This window comes from Paenibacillus sp. 32352 (genome assembly GCF_002042965.1).
Lineage (GTDB): Bacteria > Bacillota > Bacilli > Paenibacillales > NBRC-103111 > Paenibacillus_S > Paenibacillus_S vulneris.
Genome location: NZ_MZNT01000002.1, coordinates 448353 through 467138 on the forward strand (window position 1 = coordinate 448353; position 18786 = coordinate 467138).

General features: G+C 48.8%; 15 protein-coding genes, 1 pseudogene and 1 other annotated feature (1 of these 17 cut by a window edge). Of the genes and pseudogenes, 10 read left to right on the top strand and 6 right to left on the bottom strand.

The annotated features are described in order from the left end of the window. Positions 1-24: 24 nt before the first annotated feature. The 3 genes from B1728_RS06295 to B1728_RS06305 are packed head-to-tail and all read right to left on the bottom strand — an operon-like array spanning position 25 to position 3739. Positions 25-1173 (bottom strand): Ger(x)C family spore germination protein, encoded by a 1149-nt coding sequence (locus tag B1728_RS06295; protein WP_256865256.1) that lies wholly within the window; start codon positions 1171-1173, stop codon positions 25-27. Next, positions 1170-2648 (bottom strand): spore germination protein, encoded by a 1479-nt coding sequence (locus tag B1728_RS06300; protein ID WP_079909329.1) that lies wholly within the window; start codon positions 2646-2648, stop codon positions 1170-1172. Before B1728_RS06300 ends, B1728_RS06295 begins: the two co-directional genes overlap by 4 nt. Next, a complete protein-coding gene (locus B1728_RS06305) occupies positions 2645-3739 on the bottom strand; it encodes a GerAB/ArcD/ProY family transporter (protein ID WP_079909330.1) in 1095 nt (364 codons plus the stop codon). Before B1728_RS06305 ends, B1728_RS06300 begins: the two co-directional genes overlap by 4 nt. Positions 3740-4058: 319 nt before the next feature. On the opposite strand from B1728_RS06305, the gene B1728_RS06310 reads away from it, so the two are divergent. Further along, positions 4059-6017, top strand: coding sequence for a heavy metal translocating P-type ATPase (locus B1728_RS06310; protein WP_079909331.1), 1959 nt, complete (start codon positions 4059-4061; stop codon positions 6015-6017). A 103-nt stretch (positions 6018-6120) separates the two neighbouring features. Here the strand turns inward: B1728_RS06310 and B1728_RS36155 are convergent, their stop codons facing one another. Continuing rightward, positions 6121-6291 (bottom strand): hypothetical protein, encoded by a 171-nt coding sequence (locus tag B1728_RS36155; protein ID WP_179135906.1) that lies wholly within the window; start codon positions 6289-6291, stop codon positions 6121-6123. 97 nt (positions 6292-6388) lie between these two features. Here B1728_RS36155 and B1728_RS36160 point away from each other — a divergent pair, with 97 nt between their 5' ends. Further along, positions 6389-6556, top strand: a complete 168-nt coding sequence (locus B1728_RS36160) for a hypothetical protein (RefSeq protein WP_179135907.1) — start codon at positions 6389-6391, stop codon at positions 6554-6556. A 197-nt stretch (positions 6557-6753) separates the two neighbouring features. On the opposite strand, the gene B1728_RS06315 is transcribed toward B1728_RS36160, so the two are convergent. Both B1728_RS06315 and B1728_RS06320 read right to left on the bottom strand, forming a co-directional pair. Then, on the bottom strand, positions 6754-8469 hold the full coding sequence (locus tag B1728_RS06315) for an ABC transporter ATP-binding protein (RefSeq protein ID WP_079909332.1): 1716 nt from the start codon (positions 8467-8469) through the stop codon (positions 6754-6756). Positions 8470-8486: 17 nt separating this feature from the next. Continuing rightward, complete coding sequence (locus B1728_RS06320) at positions 8487-10271, bottom strand: ABC transporter ATP-binding protein (protein ID WP_179135908.1); 1785 nt, start codon at positions 10269-10271, stop codon at positions 8487-8489. Positions 10272-10580: 309 nt separating this feature from the next. Here B1728_RS06320 and B1728_RS06325 point away from each other — a divergent pair, with 309 nt between their 5' ends. The 8 genes and pseudogenes from B1728_RS06325 to B1728_RS06360 all read left to right on the top strand — a co-directional run bounded on the left by B1728_RS06325 (position 10581) and on the right by B1728_RS06360 (position 18584). Then, complete coding sequence (locus tag B1728_RS06325; protein ID WP_144027776.1) at positions 10581-12011, top strand: serine hydrolase domain-containing protein; 1431 nt, start codon at positions 10581-10583, stop codon at positions 12009-12011. Positions 12012-12183: 172 nt separating this feature from the next. Continuing rightward, positions 12184-13101 carry an NAD(P)-dependent oxidoreductase gene (locus B1728_RS06330; RefSeq protein WP_079909335.1) on the top strand — a complete coding sequence of 306 codons (918 nt, stop codon included), beginning with the start codon at positions 12184-12186 and terminating at the stop codon, positions 13099-13101. Between the two features lie 194 nt (positions 13102-13295). Continuing rightward, positions 13296-14768, top strand: a complete 1473-nt coding sequence (locus B1728_RS06335) for an MDR family MFS transporter (protein ID WP_256865257.1) — start codon at positions 13296-13298, stop codon at positions 14766-14768. 158 nt (positions 14769-14926) lie between these two features. Then, positions 14927-15220, top strand: coding sequence for a hypothetical protein (locus B1728_RS06340; RefSeq protein WP_079909336.1), 294 nt, complete (start codon positions 14927-14929; stop codon positions 15218-15220). A 35-nt stretch (positions 15221-15255) separates the two neighbouring features. Beyond that, positions 15256-15954, top strand: coding sequence for a hypothetical protein (locus B1728_RS06345; RefSeq protein WP_079909337.1), 699 nt, complete (start codon positions 15256-15258; stop codon positions 15952-15954). A gap of 166 nt (positions 15955-16120) precedes the next feature. After that, positions 16121-17067: pseudogene (locus tag B1728_RS06350) on the top strand (ATP-binding protein). A 22-nt stretch (positions 17068-17089) separates the two neighbouring features. After that, entirely contained in the window at positions 17090-17956 is an 867-nt protein-coding gene (locus B1728_RS06355) for a tetratricopeptide repeat protein (RefSeq protein WP_079909338.1), read from the top strand. Between the two features lie 94 nt (positions 17957-18050). Then, the gene (locus tag B1728_RS06360) at positions 18051-18584 is read left to right on the top strand and encodes a DinB family protein (RefSeq protein WP_079909339.1); all 534 of its coding nucleotides are present in this window, start codon (positions 18051-18053) and stop codon (positions 18582-18584) included. 86 nt (positions 18585-18670) lie between these two features. Beyond that, positions 18671-18786 (top strand) — a binding site (T-box leader); it runs 149 nt beyond the window's last position.

Consider the following 18786-nt stretch of genomic DNA (forward strand, 5'->3'; position numbering starts at 1 on the left):
AATGATTAATCTTATTAACAAATGTTAGCTGACCCTTCCTTTATATTTCCCCGTGTGAAGCAGCTTCACCGTAACATCAATACGATTCAGTGATTGTTCGTCAAGAATGAATTCCTTATTTTGGTGAGCCTCCCGCCACTCTTTCGGATTGGAACGGTACAAAGCTTCATCCAGCCTAAGCACATCGAGTTTTTTTTCTATTCCTTTAGTAAAGGAGCAACGGATCTCCTTTTTTATGACTTTGGCCGCCTGCTCCTCCAATTCCTGCTCGGAAATATCCGTGATCATCTCGTCTATATAGGATTCAATTTTGACAGAAATGTTGAACTTCGGTTTTCCGTTCTGAAATACAGACTGAATTTTCGCTTTGGGATTAAGCATAACGACAGCTGCCTTTGGATTTTTATCATCAGGGATATTGATAGGGGAGCGTTCCAGCTTTCTCTGCAGCCATCGGTAGCCGGTTAGGTCGTTTTCTGAAAGCCAACCGATCATGTCTCCCTCTCGAAAAAAATACGCCCCATTGATTTTCAATAACGACTTTGGCTTATTGTCCTCCTGCCAGCTTTGCCTGTCAATGGACAAGGAAGGAAGGAACCCCGGGTTACCAGGTTCGTTGATATGTGCTATGAACTTATAACCGTATTGAGGAACGATAAAAGAGCGCTGTGAAAAGGTTTGGGAAGGAGTATCCATAATGGAATCCAGCGGCGAGAAATTAAGAATTGATTTTTGATACAGTACTTCTTCAAGGGGCTCGTTGGTTCCATAAAGAAGAATATTGTATCGAACTTCTCTGTAACGGTTAAGCATGTCATAGGCTTCTTTAATTTTATCACCGTGCTTCAGTAAATTTTCCGAAATGATAAGCGCTTTGACGTGCCCCCAGAACACACGAATTTGCGATGTGGCATAGATGGAATTGAACGATTCGGTAACGGTTGTCCCTTCGCCTTTTCCTACCCAAATCGGGATATTTTTCCCAATCTCGGTAGATTCGACTTTGGCGACGCCGGCAAAATTCAATATTTGGACGTGAGAAATATATTTGCCATCCTTATAATCGAGCCCCAGAGCCGTAACATAGGCCATCCGCTGAATATCTTTGGAATTCCAGCATCCCGGCAGCAATAGACATGCGAGTATAATGAGAAGTAATTTTCTAAGCTTCACGATTCCTGTTCCCCCTGGTGATCCGGATCCACGGTGTTGAGAACACGGGGTCTTCCTCTCAGCTTGCTCCATGGACTTCTTAAGAACGACTTCAAGATGTCCTTGGGTATTGGAGGGGAGAGCGGTGACAAATAAGGGACGCCGAAGGATGAAAGCTTGGACATGTAAAAGGTAAGCAGGATGATGCTGAGTATAAAACCGTACAGACCTAGTACAGAGCAAACAATGAATACCGACAACCTGATCGTACTGAGAGCGGTACTCAGGGTCTGATTGACCAGGGTTACGCCGGTTACCGCGGTTACAGCACCCACAACGACTACTGACGGAGAAACCAATCCGGCCCGGATGGACGCATCACCTATTACAAGAGCGCCGACCACGGTCAAGGTTTGCCCGATGGAGGTTGGTAACCGAACTCCAGCTTCCCTGAATATCTCGAGGAGAATGAGCAAGATAAGCATCTCAATCTGTGCGGTAAAAGGGAGCCCCAGACGGGATACCGAGATGGTAGCCATCAGCCGGAACGGAATCTGGTCCTGATGAAATGCGGCAATAGAGACCCAAAAGCCCGGCAGAAAGGCCGAGAGCCAAAAGCTCAAGAGCCGGATTAATCTTGCAAACGAAACATATTGAAAGTTGAAATGAATATCTTCAGGCGATTTTAAGATCAATGAGAATGCAGCGGGAGCAACAAGAACAAACGGATTCCCGTCAACAAGAAGAATAAAACGGCCCGCCAATAGAGACGCAACCGCATAATCGGGACGTCCGCTGAAGTCGAGCAAAGGGAACAGTGAATATTTCACATCGCCAAGGAGCTCTTCAAGCTGCCCGATGCTGTAGATCCCGTCCACATCGATTTTTTTCAGGCGTTTGCGGATTTCGCTAAGCACTTGAGGAGAGAGTATATCATCGATATACATAATCCCGACCTTCGTTCGTGTTCTTCGTCCCAATATCATGGTTTCACAGCACAGGCTGTTGCTTCGGATTCTTTTGCGAATCAGAGCAATATTCATTGAAATTTCTTCGGTAAATCCATCCTTGGGACCTTTGATAGATATTTCTACCGACGACTCTTCAGGTTTTCGGCCAGGTACGTTGCAAATATTCAGCTTGAATAAGGAATTCGTCTGGGGGAAGAAAAGGATAAGGTCGCCCTGAAATACGGACTCCACGATAAACTCCCCGGAAGCTTTTTGCGAGAAAGGAATAAAAGGCAGCGTACCGTAATAATTGGTTTCGGTAAAATTCGCAAAGCCTTTGGACGAATAGATTTCTTTTAATTCCGGAAGGATGTCGGTGCCAAGCTGCTTGGAGTCGCAGAGACTTTCAGCATAAATTAGCCAGACTACCGAATCATCCGCTTCGGTAAAATGATGCTCCAGCAATTGAACGTCAGAGGAACGAACAAACAACTCCTTTAAAGCGTGGATATTCCACGAAGGGGTCCGGGATCGGTTCTCGTTCATGTGGCTTCCTCCTTTCTGGTTCTTTTGATCAGGGAAACAGCTCCCCATACCAGTGAAGTAAACAATGATACGACTAAGAAGGCAGGAAAATAGTGATGGTACATCCACAAGTAATATTCGTTTTGGTTGATAGGAATAAAGGAAGTGGCGACATAACTCAGTGCAACGATCAGAATGAGAAGATGCTTCATCTTGGCATTTTTGGTCGGAAGGATATCGGCAAGCAAAAATAGAGCAAGACTTATCCGGATGCAAGCCCCTGAGAGCCATTGAAATACGGATAAAAAATCGACATGCTCCACATAATCGCCCAACCGTACAAGACGCCATTGTTCATAGGGCGAAATCATCTGTTTGGCCGCTTCATCCGGCCCGAATTCCACGACGCCGCCAATCAAAGGACCTATCGTTATGTATACCATGAGGATTGCAAACAAAAGGAGCTTCCAGAGCTTGATCTTCTGCTTTACATGGTGCTGCAGCAGTAGAATGATGATCATTTCAACATAACCTCCGCCTGCGTATACCATCCCCTGAACTACAGGCTCCATTCCTTTCTCCAGAAAAGGCATCAGCAAATGGTAGTCCTTCTCCGGCGCGTTGGCTACAGCGACGAATATTCCTAATATGACTACAAATGGCAGAAGAATGCCCGAGCAAACGGCGATCGTTCGAATCCCCATAATCGCCGAATAAAAGCATACGAGAGTTAAGGCGCTTGTCAGGATGATCTTGGGCGTTGCCGGCAAATAATTCGTCACCGTCCAGATCGAGGTATGGACAACAGTTGTATTTCCAATCAGATAGAGCTGAACCACAATAGGCGAGATGAGGACCCAGGACAGGAAGGTGTTCGTCTGAGAAGCCAGCCAGGGCTGAAGCTTCTGGTGTCCTGATCTACGGATAATAAAAAGCAGAATCAAACACCAGAGGAAAAAGAGTCCGCCGGCTAGTACCGCGGAAAACCAGGAATCTCTTCCTGCGGCATCCAGGATCATGGGATTGACGATGACATGATTCGTGAGGCCATTCATGAGCATCAAGATCATGAAGGCTTGCAAAAGACTGATCTTCGTATTCGACATATCCATATCCGATATCTCATTTCGTTGGTAACGTTAGTAGGGCGGTGAGCTGAACTGGAATATGTTCCTTATAATGTCCAATGGTGGGAAGGGGTATGCGTTGGCAGAAAGTACGAAAAACGAAGCATGGCATGGGCATTAGCCCATTTACAATTGCTTTGTTACAGATTATAATAATTCTAAATAAAACATTTTTACCAGCCAATTGCATAGAAAGAATCCGAGGTTTCCCTCGATCCACATGCTGCTCCCCACAAGGAGCAGCATGTGCCATTTTAAGGACAGTAATAATGGAATTCATTCTCAATGAGAAGGAGTGACTCAAATGATTACAGCTTATTCATCCGCCAACAACGAAGCCAATGAACAGGAGTTATCCCAACAGAAAGCACAGAGCCTGGCTAACGAGGAAAACTGGTTAAGCCGATACGGCGAGGCTCTTGCCGCACTGACCAGCGGAATCCTCATTGCAGCCGCTTGGGGGATAGATAGTATGTCCCATACTGCAGCCATAGTACTGTATTCACTGGCCTTTGTGGTGGGGGGGTATGTCAAGGCCAAGGAAGGCTTGCATACGTTGTTTGCAGAACGGGATCTGGATGTCAATTTGTTAATGCTGGTTGCTGCAGTCGGAGCGGCAGCTATTGGTTACTGGGCGGAAGGAGCCGTACTTATTTTTATTTTCTCCCTCAGCGGTGTGCTGGAAAGCTATACGATGGACCGAAGCCGCCGCGATATATCGGCCCTAATGGATTTGAAGCCGGAGATGGCTGTGTTGTATCGTGATGGGAAAGAACAAGTGGTAGCGATTGAGGATTTGAAGGTTGGCGATCTTGTGGTCGTCAAACCGGGAGAGCGCATTCCGGCAGACGGCATGGTGACGGAAGGAACCTCTTCTGTTAATCAAGCTTCTATTACGGGAGAATCGATTCCGGTAGACAAAGGGGCGGGGGATGAAGTATTCGCTGGCACGCTGAACGGCCAAGGCGCATTATTTATAGAAGTTAGACAACCGAGCGAATCGACGTTGTTCTCGAAGATTATCCGACTTGTCCAAGAGGCACAAAGCGAGAAACCGGCCTCCCAACGCTTTATTGAAAAGTTTGAACGGATCTACGCCAGAGCCATCATTGGTCTATCCGTGCTGCTGATCGTTGTTCCGCCGCTTGTATTCCACTGGACGTGGAGTCAGTCTTTATACAAAGCTATGGTATTTCTTGTGGTGGCATCGCCTTGTGCTTTAGTCGCTTCGATCATGCCGGCCATGCTCTCCGCTATTTCGAACAGTGCTCGTAAAGGGGTGTTATTCAAAGGCGGCGCCCATCTCGAGAATCTGGCACGCACTCGAGTTATTGCATTCGACAAGACAGGTACACTGACGATGGGACGTCCGGTTGTTACAGATGTTATTCCGCTTCTAGGGTATAACGAAACCCAGGTGCTTCATATTGCTGCATGTCTCGAAAGCTTATCGGAGCATCCGCTAGCGAAGGCAATTGTATTGAAAGCGCAGGAGATGGAGCTGCAGATCCGGCGGCCGTCGGAATTCACGACCTATACGGGGTGGGGGGTTCAGGCTCAATGGGAGGGGGAGCAGTGGAAAATCGGCAAGCCCGCCTTTTTGGATGCAAGCATGTTGACCGATACGATCTCGGAGACCATAGATCGATTGGAGCGGGAAGGTAAGACCGTTACCGTCATGCATAATTCACAAGGCGCCGCAGGGATCATTGCACTGCAGGATACGCTTCGTCCGAATGTGAAGCAGTCCATTGCCGCCTTGAAAAAACATGGCGTTCAAGTCGTTATGCTGACAGGTGACCAGCAGCAAACGGCTCAGTCTATCGCTTCTCAAGCGGGTATCGATAAAGTGTATGCCGAGCTCCTGCCCGAGCATAAAGTGAGCTTGGTGAAGGAATTAAGGCAAGCTTACGGGAATGTTGCGATGGTTGGGGATGGCGTCAACGATGCACCGGCCCTGGCAACTGCGACGGTCGGTATTGCGATGGGTACGACAGGCAGCGATGCGGCCTTGGAGACGGCCAATATGGTATTGTTAAGTGATGATATCGATAAAATTGCCAATGCGATCACTCTTGGCAAGCGAACTTTATCCATTGTTAAGCAAAATATCGTATTTGCTCTGTCCGTCATTTGTGTATTGATAGCCGCCAATTTCCTGCAAGGTATTGCCCTTCCGCTAGGTGTCGTCGGCCACGAGGGAAGCACAATCCTTGTGATATTGAACGGACTTCGGTTATTAAGATCCTCTTCTCCGCAATGAATAGGGAGAAGTTTAATGGCGTCCTTATCCTTGTATAGGGCGCCTTCTTTACCGGGCTCACATAGCAGCCGACGCTGTATCCTGTCTGGAATGCAATCTTCCGTTAGCGTTCAGCGCTCTCGTTGAAGGAGAGGGATGCTGTGGCTGAGAGCAGCGCCTGACGCTTTCTTCGGGTCGATTCCCGAATGAGACGGTCATTTTCCATGGAGACGAAGATACAGAATGCGCCTATCCCAATGAGAATGAGAGTAGTTACCGGAAGCAGAAGACTCATCGTCACGACTCCTTAGCCAAAAGTTAATGATAATCATTATCATGATTATAACCTATTTATCCAAATGATCAAGATCATTTTTAGGGAGGCTGCATAAATGAATACCGTACATGATGTGTTAGAGGAGATTGAATCCCGGATTAAAGAGCTCCAAATGATCGAGGATGAATGCAGGAGGAAAAGAAATATTAACGGCAGAATGAACGCCAGGACGAAGAGGGAGGAGCTGGAGCGCTTGAAAAATGTCATTCTAGGCATTCATTAGCGCAGGTGATAAGAAGGATTTGGTTTGTTGACACTTGAGCAGGGAGTTTTTATGCCTGTTCTTTTTTGTCGTTGAGCGGCGTTCCGGTATGGGGGAGGGAGACTCGCCTTCCCATTCACTCAGCCTCTGTCGGCGTTAGAGCCTAATATAATAGGAGGAGGCATGCATATACAAAGTATATGACGCCTCCCGCTTCATTAGGACGCTTCCGCCATGGAGGCGACGAGCTGCTTATAAATCACTCCATTCGCTATCAATTCCTCATGCGTGCCTTTCTCCGCCAGCTTTCCTTGATCCATGACAAAAATGATGTCCGCGTTGCGAATGGTCGATAGCCTGTGTGCGATTATAATCGTGGTGCGGCCTTTGCGAAGGTGATCGAGTTCTTCCTGCATCACTCGTTCTGTTTCCATATCCAGCGCTGATGTTGCCTCGTCCAGGATCAGAATGTCCGGGTCGCTGATGATGGCTCTCGCAATGGCAAGCCGCTGTCTCTGACCTCCGGAAAGGGTGTAGCCGCGCTCTCCGATGACGGTCTCGTAACCTTCCTCCAGAGATTCGATAAAGTCATGAATTTGCGCAATACGGGCAGCCTCGTACAGCTCATCATCGGTTAAATCCCGGCCGAGCAGCAGATTATTGCGAATCGTGTCCGGGAGCAGGAAAGGCTCCTGAAACACGACGGAGATTCTGCTCATCCATTGCTCCAACCGAATCTCGGACAGAGGGGTTCCATTGATCCGTATGGTACCTTGGGTAGGCTCATAGAACCGGAGAAGGAGCTGCGCTATGGTGGATTTGCCCCCGCCACTCGTTCCGACGATCGCTATCTTGCCTCCCGTTTCCATAACCATATTCAAATGGTTCAATACTTGCTGTCCCTCATCTGAATAAGCAAAGGAGACTTGTTCAAATCGAATGCTGCGCACGGCTCCCGTCAAGTTCTTCGTTCCTTCCGAAGCCTGTTCTTGCTCGAAAAGTCCGCGAACCCGGTCTACGAAAGCGAGCCGGCTGGACATATTCATGAAGAAGTTGAATACATTCTGGAAGTTTTGGAACAATTGATTGGAGTATTGGTATACGATGACGAAAGTGCCGAGGGTCGTATGACCCTGGATGACTTCATAGCCGCCAATTACAAGTACGCCAAGTCTCCCGAGCCACTGTACGGTATTGCTAAGAAGGAGCTGCGAGTTGGTTGATTTCCCATTTTGCATAACCTTGTCGTAAAAAATCTGGAACGTATTGCGGAACAGCTTTTCCTCCCACTCCAGCCGGTTGTAAGCAATGATCTCTCGGGTAGAGGAAATACCTTCCTCGATCTTAACCAGCAGATCGCCGCGGCGTTCCTGCATTTCTTTGGTCTGATTTCGCATAATGGGGCCGTAATAGCGGCCAAGAGCGATATAAAGGGCGCTAAAAAAGACGACAAGAAGCAGGATGAGGGGGCTCGCCCAAGCTATGACGCCGATCAGAAATACAGTTCCCGCTACCTGCTGAATCCCTTTGGCCAAGTCACGTGAGATAAAATCGGAAACCTGCTGGATATCGCTTGTAAAATATTGAACCCATTTGGCTGTCCGCTGGTTCTGCATTTCAGCTACGGGCTTGCGTTGAATGATCGCCATCAGACTGGTTCCCATCATGCGATGAATATTTAATTGATTAACCCTCGTCAAGTAATTCCCGATCCAATTCAAGCTGTATGCCGCCAGGCTCGTAGCCGTTAAATAGTAAAGCACCCATTGCAGCTTGTCATAGTGCTTATTCACCAAGATGTCGTCTATGAAAAATTTCTGTGATCCCTGTGACATCAGCTGTATACACTGCTGCAGGGCAAGGACAGCGATGCTGATCAGCACCATCCTGCGGCTTCGGTAAATATATCGCCATATCCATTTGATAGTTGCCATTCGCAAGCCTCCTTTCTCTACGGATTTCCGGCTGCCGTACGGGATTCAAGCTCGTAGAGCCAGCCCTTGCTGCCGACCAGCTCGTCATAGGTGCCTGATTCCGCGGCCACTCCGTCCTTGATCACGATAATCCGGTCATAATGACGAACGGTTGACAGACGATGGGCAACAGCTACAGTTGTGCGTCCCCGCATTAAAGTGTCAAGCGCTTTTAGCACTTCAATTTCACTCACATTGTCCAGCGCTGAGGTCGCTTCGTCCAATAAGATAATCCTCGGATTTTTAATGAACATCCTCGCTATGGAGATCCTCTGTCTTTGGCCTCCGGACAGCTTGACGCCTCTTTCACCGACCGGCGTATCGTAGCCATCCTTCAGCTGCATGATGAAGTCATGGGCATTGGCTGCCTGAGCGGCTTCCACAACCTGTTCGTCGGTAGCCTCTGGGGAGCCGAAGCGGATATTGTCGCGTATCGTAGACCCGAACAAATAAGTTTCCTGAAATACATATCCGATGGAATCCCGCAGCTGAGATAACGAAAGCTGGTGCAGCGGTACGCCATCCAGGTAAATCTCGCCGCCGACGGGATCATAGAACCTTCCTATCAGCTTGAGCAGGGTGGATTTGCCGTTACCTGTCGGTCCGACAAAGGCGATCCGTTCACCAGCGTGAACATGGAGATAGAAGCCTTTGAGTATTTCCCTGCTGCCATAGCCAAAATGGACATCCCGGAACTTGAGCTCTCCACGAACGGAAGGAAGGATGACGGGCTCCTTCGGGTCTTCTACATCGGGGTGAAGCGCCATGAAATCTTTAATTTTCTCGCCTTGATGAAGAACAAGGCTTTGATCGACCAGGATCTGAACGATCTGCGCCGAGTTCTGATTCATCATCTGGTAATACATGACGAAGGCGACAAATTCACCGACCGTCAGCATCCCGTTCCGGTTCAGATAAGTTCCGCAAATAAACATAACGAGCATGCCGGCAAACGAGGAAAGCTGCCGGGATAAGGCGCGGGCGCCTCGAAAAATAAACTGCTTTTTTTGACTGGTATTAAAATGCTCATGCTTCTCGTCGTAACGCTCCAAGTCCCAAGCTTCGCGCTGGTAAGCGCGCATCTCGGTCAGCCCGGAAATACTCTCGTATATTTTCCGGTTCCATTCGGTACGCCGCTCCCTGGCGATTTTGCCCCAATAAGCCGTTTTCTTTTGCAAAAAAGGTCCGATCAAATAATACAGAAAAAAACACGGCATCGTGACAAGCATTAGAATTGCGTTGGTATGAATGACAAAGCCGAAGGCTACCAGCATCATAAGCCCACTGTTAACCAGATTGGGGAAGTGCCGCTGATAAATTCCTTGAACGGATTGTACGTCCGTATTGAGCAAGGACAGGGTCTCTCCCACGCCATGCTTTTCGTAGTAGGAAAAGCCAAGCCGGCGCAGCTGCTTCATACAAGCATACTGCAAATCCCTCGATGCTTTCTCGCGCACAAGCCGGGAGAGCAGGTTGTTAGCCGCCATGGCGCCGAACATGCAGATGAGCACGCCGACCAGAACCAGCACGATGTACCGGAATCTCTCCAAGTCCCTGGCCATAATGATATTATCGATAATATACTGCAGTACACGGAATATCCCCATTTGAGACAGGGAGATAATCAAGCCGCAAATAATGAATAAGGTCATCTGCCAAGCATAAGGCTTCATATAGGATAGCAGCCACATATAAACACCGAAATAATACCTGCCGTTTTTCTTCGCTTCAGCCTTTACCCGCTGATCCTCCAATGCTTCCAATCCCATTCCCTCTTTCTGTAAACGTTATCCATTCTTATTATCGTTGGCTTTGCCTGTACTGTCTATCTTATAATTTATCAGGAATTACCTGTGACAGGCCGTATGAGACCGTTTTCATACATCATCCCTATTGTATAGTAATTTAATGGGATATTTCACCATAATGGGGGTGAACAAGCGGAATTAGGAAGAGGAATGAACAAATACACGAAATTTTTCACGTTTTCCAGCGGATTGGACTAAAGATTCTTCACTTTTTCCGTAGTATAATGAAAAACCGGAACCGGGACAATGAAAGGGGAAGATGGTATGGAGAACAGAACGGAGCTGGCGAGGGTTCAACCGGAGTCAGTTGGCATCTGCTCTAAGGCAATTATCGACTTTATAGATAGCATTCAGGAGAAACAAATTCACCTTCACAGCTTTGCTGTGCTGCGATATGGGAAGGTAGCGGCGGAAGGGTATTATAAGCCTTACAGTGCGGGGCAGCTTCATCAAGCTTTTTCGGTAAGCAAAAGCGTAACGTCGGCCGCCATCGGCATCGCCATAGGGGAAGGGCTGCTCACTTTGGAGGATGCTGTTGCCGATTATTTTCCCGAGAAGCTGGCAAGTGAGGTTCATCCTTACATAAGAATGATGCGGATCAAGCATCTGTTGGCCATGCAGACCGCTCATGCCAAATCAACCAATACCCAGGTGCAGGATTGGGTAGAGTCCTTTCTAAATACCAAGCCGAGCCATCCTCCGGGGACCAGCTTTGCTTATGACACGACGGGGACGCATACCTTGTGTGCCATCCTGCAAAAAGTGACCGGAATGACGGTCCATGATTATTTGAGAACAAGACTTTTTGACCCTATCGGCATAGGGGAGATTGAATGGGAGAGCTGCCCTCTGGGAATCAACAAAGGGGGAAGCGGCATCAAATGCACAACGGATGATTTGGCCAGATTCGGCCAGCTTTATTTGCAGCAAGGAATTTGGGAGGATAAGCGGATACTCCCTGAAGGCTGGGTAGAGCTTAGCACCGCCAAACATGCTGATACGAACAATGCCAAAATGCTTCTGGACGGGCCATTGGGGTATGGCTACCAGTTTTGGCGGACCCGTTACAATTCCTATAGTGCGTTCGGTGCCGGAGGCCAGCTTGTCGTAGTGATTCCCGAGAAGGAGGCTGTCTTCGTATCGACAGCGAATACGATGAAATACCGTGACGGTCAGCAGCAAATACTCGATAGCTTATGGGAAACGCTGTATCCTGCGATACAAGATGAGGCGCTTCCAGAAGACGGCAGTACTTATACGTCACTAATCACAAAATTGGACAAGTTAACTCTGACGATGCCAAGGGGCAAGATAAGCTCTCCGATGATGGAGGCGTTAACGGGCAAACGAATCGAGTTTGAAAGCAACGCGTTTGATTTCGAGGCATGCGAATTTCATTTTGCAGAGGAAAGCGGCAGTCTGAGCTTTTACGGCAAGGGGCAGCGTCTCGATCTGGATTTTGGCTTAATGGATTGGCGAAGCGGAAAGGACCCGTTCCTGGGACTGGATGGCTTTAGCGCAGGAGCTTGGACCGACGAGAAGACCCTAGTCATTCAGACGACCCTATTTGAATTGACGCAGGAATTTACTCTTACCTGCGGATGGGAGCAGGGGCTTTTGAGCATACAAGTGGTGCCTGCGGGCTTTTATTATAAAGATCAGGTCGAATATTTGAATGAACGGTTCTCCATATAAAGGGGTCTGGGCTGCATGGAGCAAAGCGGCCCTCTCCTTCAGAAACGCTGCTTGCGATTGCAAGGGCGTTTTTTTGGGTCCCGAGTGCAGGAGAAGCGGGTAAAACCTGGTAGTTAAATCGTGTTATAATGAAGAGGCAGACGACAAGTTACAATAGGAGGCAGTGCATATTATGACTATGAAAGTTGCATTTATCGGGCTTGGCACGATGGGGAAGCCAATGAGCATGAATCTACATAAAGCGGGATTCCCGCTGATCGTTTATAATAGGAACCGGGAGCGGGCGTCGTCGTTTGAGGGGCTGGATGCGGTGACCATCGCAGCTTCTCCGGCGGAGGCAGCGGCGCAGGCCGATATCGTGATCACCATGCTTACCGACGACTCGGCGGTAGAGCAAGTCTACCTGGGCGAGAACGGAATTCTGTCCGTGTGCCAATCCAATGCCGGCACCAAGCCGCGGATCGTTATGGATTGCAGCACGATTTATCCGGTGACCAGCCAAATGCTGGCTGAGAAGCTGTCCGCAGCCGGCGTCGACATGCTGGATGCTCCCGTCACCGGCAGCGAACCGCAAGCTATCGAAGGCGTACTGACATTCATCGTCGGCGGCAAGCGCGAAGCCTATGAGGCTTGCTTACCGCTGTTCGACGCCATGGGCAAAAAAGCCGTCTACATGGGAGCAAGCGGGGCAGGGGCGAATGCCAAGCTGGCCAACAATATGCTCGTTGCAGCGAATTTGACGGCATTGGCGGAAAGCTTGATGCTGGTTCAAAAATCCGGCGGCGACCCGGAGCTGTTCCTCGAGGTCTTGGCTGGCGGGGGAGGACGAAGCGGAATGGCCGAGATGAAGGGGCCGAAAATATTGGGAAGAGACTTTTCCGCCCAATTCATGACGCAGCTGATGTTTAAGGATTTGAAGCTGGCCGGTCGTCTCGCCGAATCGCTTCAGGTGCCGGTACCGATGCAAGCCTCCGTTCAGCAAATCTTCCAAATTGCTTGCAACAGCGGCTGGGGAGCGGAGGATATGAGCGCGATTGCCAAATGCTACGAGGCATGGACCCATTCAACGATCGGCAGCCGGGAATCATAATAAATGGAGAAATAAAGGACCGCAGGGCCATTGGCTTTGCGGTCCTGTTTGAATTACAGGCTTTATAATTTTCGTGGTTCTCTGCATAAAATGAAAATTAATTTCCGTTTACATTCAGTTTAAAATAGCAATGTAAGATAAAGGCAATTCTTGAATTGAGGTGATTTGCCATTTTACAATCAAACAACAAAACCTTGGTACTGGTCGGTTTGATGCTGGGACTTATCTTTGCGGAATTGGATGAAACCATCGTATCGACCGCCATGCCGACGATTATTCGTGAGCTGCACGGGTTATCATTGTATGGATGGGTCGCGGGAATCTATATGCTTGCCGTTACCATGTTCATGCCCATAATAGGCAAGCTGGCCGATATTTACGGACGCAAAAGGGTCTACCTGATCTGCATGGGGCTATTTATCACTGGGTCCATTGTAAGCGGTATGGCGGCTTCCATGACTTGGCTCCTGATAGGACGAGGGATCCAAGGAATCGGCGCCGGGGGACTCATGCCTTTGGCCCTGGTCATTCTCGGTGAGACTTATCCGTTGGAGCAGCGAGCCAAGATTCAAAGTCTCATCGGCCCTCTGATGATTCTTCCGCAGCTTCTGGGACCTACCGTGGGAGGTTATCTGGTTGGAAACATGAGCTGGCATTGGGTGTTTCTGATTAACATTCCCGTCGGATTGTTAGCTGCGGCGGTGCTAGCGATTGGAATGAAGGAATCAAGAGGAGAAGAGAAGCGTTCCGTAGATTGGTTCGGAGCGGCGACGCTTGTGCTCGGACTATTCTCGCTTCTGCTTGCCCCGGTATTGATTGATAATCAGGGGTACACCTGGTCTTCACCGGTCATCATCGGATTATTGTCGCTGTCCTTGCTCTTGTTCGGATTGTTTGTCCTGATCGAATCAAGAGTTCAAGAGCCTATGATTCCGCTGAGTTTGTTTACCAATAGAAATGTGGTCGTCTTGTCCATTCTCGTGTTTATCCTGACGATGGGAATCATGGGCGGCATAGCGTCTTTCCCGTTCTTCGCCCAGAATGTCATGGGTCTTTCACCGACAGCTTCCGGTTATTTAACTCTGGCCTTCATGGCGGGGGCCATTCCGTCCAGCATTGTGAACGGGTTTCTGATTACACGGGTCGCTTATCGTCAGTTATTTATCGTATCTTTCCTGCTTCCGGTTATCGGCTTCTTTCTGCTGATGCAGATTCAGGTCAGTACGACCGTATGGTTCATCATCGTCAGCTTCTTTATTCTTGGTGTGGGTCTAGGGGCACTTTTCGGCGGAGATAACCTTATTGTTCAGGAATCGGTAGATTCCAGAGATAGCGGAATAGCACTATCGACAGTTCAGCTGTTTCAATCATTGGGCGCGACGATTGGATTGAGCGTTTTTGGCAGTATGCTGTCCCGAAATATTAAGAACGGCGTTGCCGGACTTAGCGATCAGCTTCCCCCGGGTACTGCCGAGCATATCGAAACGGGGGGGATTCCGGCGGGAATCTCACCTGAACTGGTGACACAAGTGAAGGAAGCCTTTGCTCATGCATTTCAGCACATGTTCTCCATCTCCTTCGGCTTTGTCATAGCTGCATTTTTTGTCTGCTGGTTTTTGAAAAAAGAGGTTTTATCCAAAAAAGAAAAGGAGACCGCGGGCGCATAATGCGCAGCGGTTTTTCTTACGGAAGGACGTCGATAAGCGGTTTTCTCTTTTGTCTCATGCAGCACCTAATTGCCCATGTCCAAGTACCTAATTCGCGAAAATACATTGCTACTCCTCTCGCGATGCTTTATAATAGCAATACAATTGGAGGGGAACATATGAGCGTATATCAAACAGAAAAAGAGAAGCATTTACAAATGACTTATAAAAATAATGTGGTCATAGCGATGGATGGGAACAAAATGATTGTCGTACATAGTAAACGTTCCGTGAAGCCGCTGCTGCCGTTTGAAATATCCAAAGAAGTGCTTGAACAATGGAAGCAGAGGGATAACCGGATTGCTGTGACCGATACGCCTTTTAAGGATCTGTATTCAACTGCTTTTCATCGCCCGGACAGCGCGCTGGTGTATGTTTCGGACTTTAATGCTATAGAATTTAGTGAATGCTAAGAACAGGGCTCTTATCATCGTAAGGGGGCAGTCATATGAAACAAGCTGCTGCCGGTATAGCGCTGTTCACACTGGCAGGCATCGCGACAGCCCCCGGGTTTATGGACCCTTTCCGCGAGGAGTTGTCCTCCGAGCTGCGTAATCGTGGTTATCGCGTCGTATCGAAGTCCGTCTACCCATTCGGAGATTGGTCGCAGCGTTTGGTGCGTCAATTGGCGGCGATATTTCGCGATTTGACGGATATTCAGGAGCGATTGTGGTCCTCTATCGGAGCAGGAGCTGTCCGGGAGGCCGTATGGGAAGCGGCACAATCTGGCTGTACCGTGTTGTTAGTCGGACATAGCGGCGGTGGCGTGAGTGCCGTTCAGCTCGCAACTCAGCTGACGAAGGCAGGCTACGGTTCACCGCTTGTCGTTCAGATCGGCTCTCCCAAATGCCCTGTTTCCTCCGAGCTGAAGGACCGCGTGCTTTATCTGTCCGCCATGGGAAGCGGAGGGAAGAAAGATCCGGTCTCCCGATTGGGACGCTGGGGCGGCTGGGTGCGCCGGTTTGGCCGCGTCAAGCTTTGGAAATCGGGCGCTTATTCGCCAGGCGAGATTGTTGAGATCTCTCTAGTCGGGAACCACCCGGATTATTTTCGTACACAAGCCCCTTATGTGAATGAAACTGGCGATACGAACATGACCGTGACGCTACGTCCGATCTTATCTTGGCTGGACCGCAAGCTACCCTGACGAAAAGTACTTTTTGCTGAGTACTTCATCGTAATGAATTGCTGATTATAGGAGGATGCCATAAGCGCATGCTCCTATTTTGCTATTGAGAAATCTGCAGATAGACCTAGTCGACAACAGGTAGAAATATGGTAAAATTATCATCATTGATAATGGGAGGGAAACTATGTCAGACCATGATGAAGTGAATGAAAGGCGCCGCAATAAATTAAAACTCATTCAATTTAATAACGATAGCCACTCTTTGGTAGAGTCTGAGAAGCCGAAAGAAACATTTGAAGACGTCGGCGGATTGGATGAAGTAAAGAAGAAAATCCGCATGAGCTTCATTCTGCCTTTGAAGCAGCCGGAGGTATTCGCCGCGTACGGGGAGGAAGCTTGCTGCTGTACGGCCCTCCGGGATGCGGCAAGACGTTCCTCGCCCGGGCGGTGGCGGGTGAAATCGATGCCAATTTCATGCACATCGAGCTCCAGGCCATTCTTTCGATGTATGTCGGCCAGAGCGAGCATAACCTGCATGATATATTCCAGAAGGCGCGGGAAAACAAGCCTTGCGTCATCTTTATTGACGAGCTGGATGCCATGGGCGGCAGCCGCCATCAAATGAGGCAGCATCATGATCGTATGCTGGTGAATCAGCTGCTATTGGAGCTGGACGGGTTACAAGCCAATAACGACAACGTATTCGTGATCGGAGCAACCAACACTCCATGGTATCTGGATTCAGCCCTGCGCCGCCCGGGCCGATTCAATCACCTTGTTTTCGTACCTCCTCCGGAGGAAGCGGAGCGGCAGACGATACTTCAGCTAAAATTAGCCGGAAAACCGGCTGAATCCCTGAATTTAGCCAAAATTGCCGCTGAAACGAAGCTGTTTTCCGGTGCGGATTTGGAGCAAATCGTCAAGGATGCGGTTGATTCCGCTATGGAGCGGACTTTCGAGACCGGGGAGATTCAGCCTATCACACAGGAGGATCTAAGAAGGTCAGTAAAATCTAGAAAAGCAACAACGCTGGAATGGTTTGCAACCGCCAAAAATTACGCGACCTTCAGCGATGTGAACCAGGACTACAGAGTAGTTCTGGACTACATCAAAAAGACGGGCATCAAGTAGGCGCACAAGGGAGGCTCTAGCTTTGGAACCATCGATTCAAGCCGCCTTTGCTTCGGCGCATCAATTAATAGCCTGGAAGAGATATAAGGAAGCATTGAATGAAGTAGGAAAGGTGCTTCAGCAGGATGCGGATAATCCGGACGCGTACGCTTTGAATGCTCAAATCTACCTTTTGATGGACGAACATAAGAAGGCGCTCCATTGGGCGAATCAGGCGATTCAACGGGATCCGGAGCACGAGCTAGCCTGGTACGTGCGTGTCGGCGTCTTTTATGAAACGGAGAAAGAAGCGGAATTTCACGAAGCACTTCAGGAAGCCTTGCGCATTGATCCGTATGAGGCGCATTATTATTTTTTGCATGCAAATCGGCTTAATAAAAAGGGCAAATACCAGGAAGCAAAGGAGCAATTGCTGTCCGCCTTGGAGCTTCAACCGGAATCTCCGCTGTATTTGGCCACGCTGAGCTATGTAGAAGCCCTGCTCGGCAACGATGAAATGTCAAGGCAATTGGACCGGCAGGCCATTCAATATGATACAGAAAATGCCTATGTCCTTCTATATCTGGGTTGGGCGGCGTCTAAACGCGGGGATTATGACCTGCAGGAGGCGTATATGCGGAATGCGGTACGGATGAATCCCGAATCGAAGCAATTTCAAGATGAGTATCTGGAGGCTCTTCAGCACCGCTATTTGCTTTATCGTATTTTCCTCTGGCCCGGCAAACTTTTTCGCAGGATGAAGAGTTGGCAAATTTGGCTGTGCTGGGCCTTGGCCTGGCTGTTATTTAAACCGCTTTTACTCGTATTTATCATTCTTTATATAGTCACGCATTGGCTTACCAAAGGGATCGTTCATGTGCGAGTGTTCGGATGGAAGAGACGAAGCTGAGCTCCTGTCATATGCCTTCATACAACTGACATACTGTTGTCAGTAATCATCTTGTACAATGGCATTAACTAGTGAAAAGGAGCTGTCTAATCATATGAACGCAAATGAGATTGTAAATAGCATGGAAACGTTAACCGGTCACTATCTGGAGGAATTAGAGCGCTATCCCTTGGAGCAGCTGAAGCAGCAACCAGGTGAAGAGGAATGGTCTCTCGGACAAATGTACGTACATTTGATCAACTCCGCTCTCTACATGCAGCTTCGAAATGCTGATACATGTTTGACAAGCAAGGAACCGGTTCACACGGGCGAGGGAAAAACGGACGCCGGCAAGGCGGTATTCGATCTGGGCGGATTTCCCCCTATTCAGATTAAGGCTCCGGCATCCCCGCAGTATACGCCTTCCCAGCCGGAAAGCAAGGAACAAATCGTGGATGGGATGCGCGCTGTGATCCGTCGAATGAAGGAATTGGAGCCGCTGCTTGCAGATGCCAATCTAAGTCACACTGCGCAGCATCCAAGACTTGGCGCATTAAATGCTCGTGAATGGTTCGCGCTTGTCGAGATGCACTACCGCCATCATCTGCTTCAAAAAGACCGGTTGAAGGCCTATCTGGCGCGTGTCTAAATATCCCGTTTATCCAATGGAACGGGGATACGTCAGATTACACTTGACACAAATAGTATAGGTGAGATAACATTATTCCTAACATTACAAATACGTTGAAAAGGAATAGTACGATTTTCTAAACGAACAGAGAGCTGTTGGATGGTGTGAAACAGCCGTGGGGAATATCGGAACTCGCCTTGGAGTTGCTCGCTGAACCAGT

Bases quoted from the DNA above. Each gene is read 5' to 3' on its own strand.
- B1728_RS06345 (WP_079909337.1), top strand. From the start codon at position 15,256: ATGAAACAAGCTGCTGCCGGTATAGCGCTGTTCACACTGGCAGGCATC.
- B1728_RS06330 (WP_079909335.1), top strand. From the start codon at position 12,184: ATGACTATGAAAGTTGCATTTATCGGGCTTGGCACGATGGGGAAGCCA.
- B1728_RS06360 (WP_079909339.1), top strand. From the start codon at position 18,051: ATGAACGCAAATGAGATTGTAAATAGCATGGAAACGTTAACCGGTCAC.
- B1728_RS06305 (WP_079909330.1), bottom strand. From the start codon at position 3,739: ATGGATATGTCGAATACGAAGATCAGTCTTTTGCAAGCCTTCATGATC.
- B1728_RS06310 (WP_079909331.1), top strand. From the start codon at position 4,059: ATGATTACAGCTTATTCATCCGCCAACAACGAAGCCAATGAACAGGAG.
- B1728_RS36155 (WP_179135906.1), bottom strand. From the start codon at position 6,291: ATGAGTCTTCTGCTTCCGGTAACTACTCTCATTCTCATTGGGATAGGC.
- B1728_RS06300 (WP_079909329.1), bottom strand. From the start codon at position 2,648: ATGAACGAGAACCGATCCCGGACCCCTTCGTGGAATATCCACGCTTTA.
- B1728_RS06315 (WP_079909332.1), bottom strand. From the start codon at position 8,469: ATGGCAACTATCAAATGGATATGGCGATATATTTACCGAAGCCGCAGG.
- B1728_RS36160 (WP_179135907.1), top strand. From the start codon at position 6,389: ATGAATACCGTACATGATGTGTTAGAGGAGATTGAATCCCGGATTAAA.
- B1728_RS06340 (WP_079909336.1), top strand. From the start codon at position 14,927: ATGAGCGTATATCAAACAGAAAAAGAGAAGCATTTACAAATGACTTAT.
- B1728_RS06325 (WP_144027776.1), top strand. From the start codon at position 10,581: ATGGAGAACAGAACGGAGCTGGCGAGGGTTCAACCGGAGTCAGTTGGC.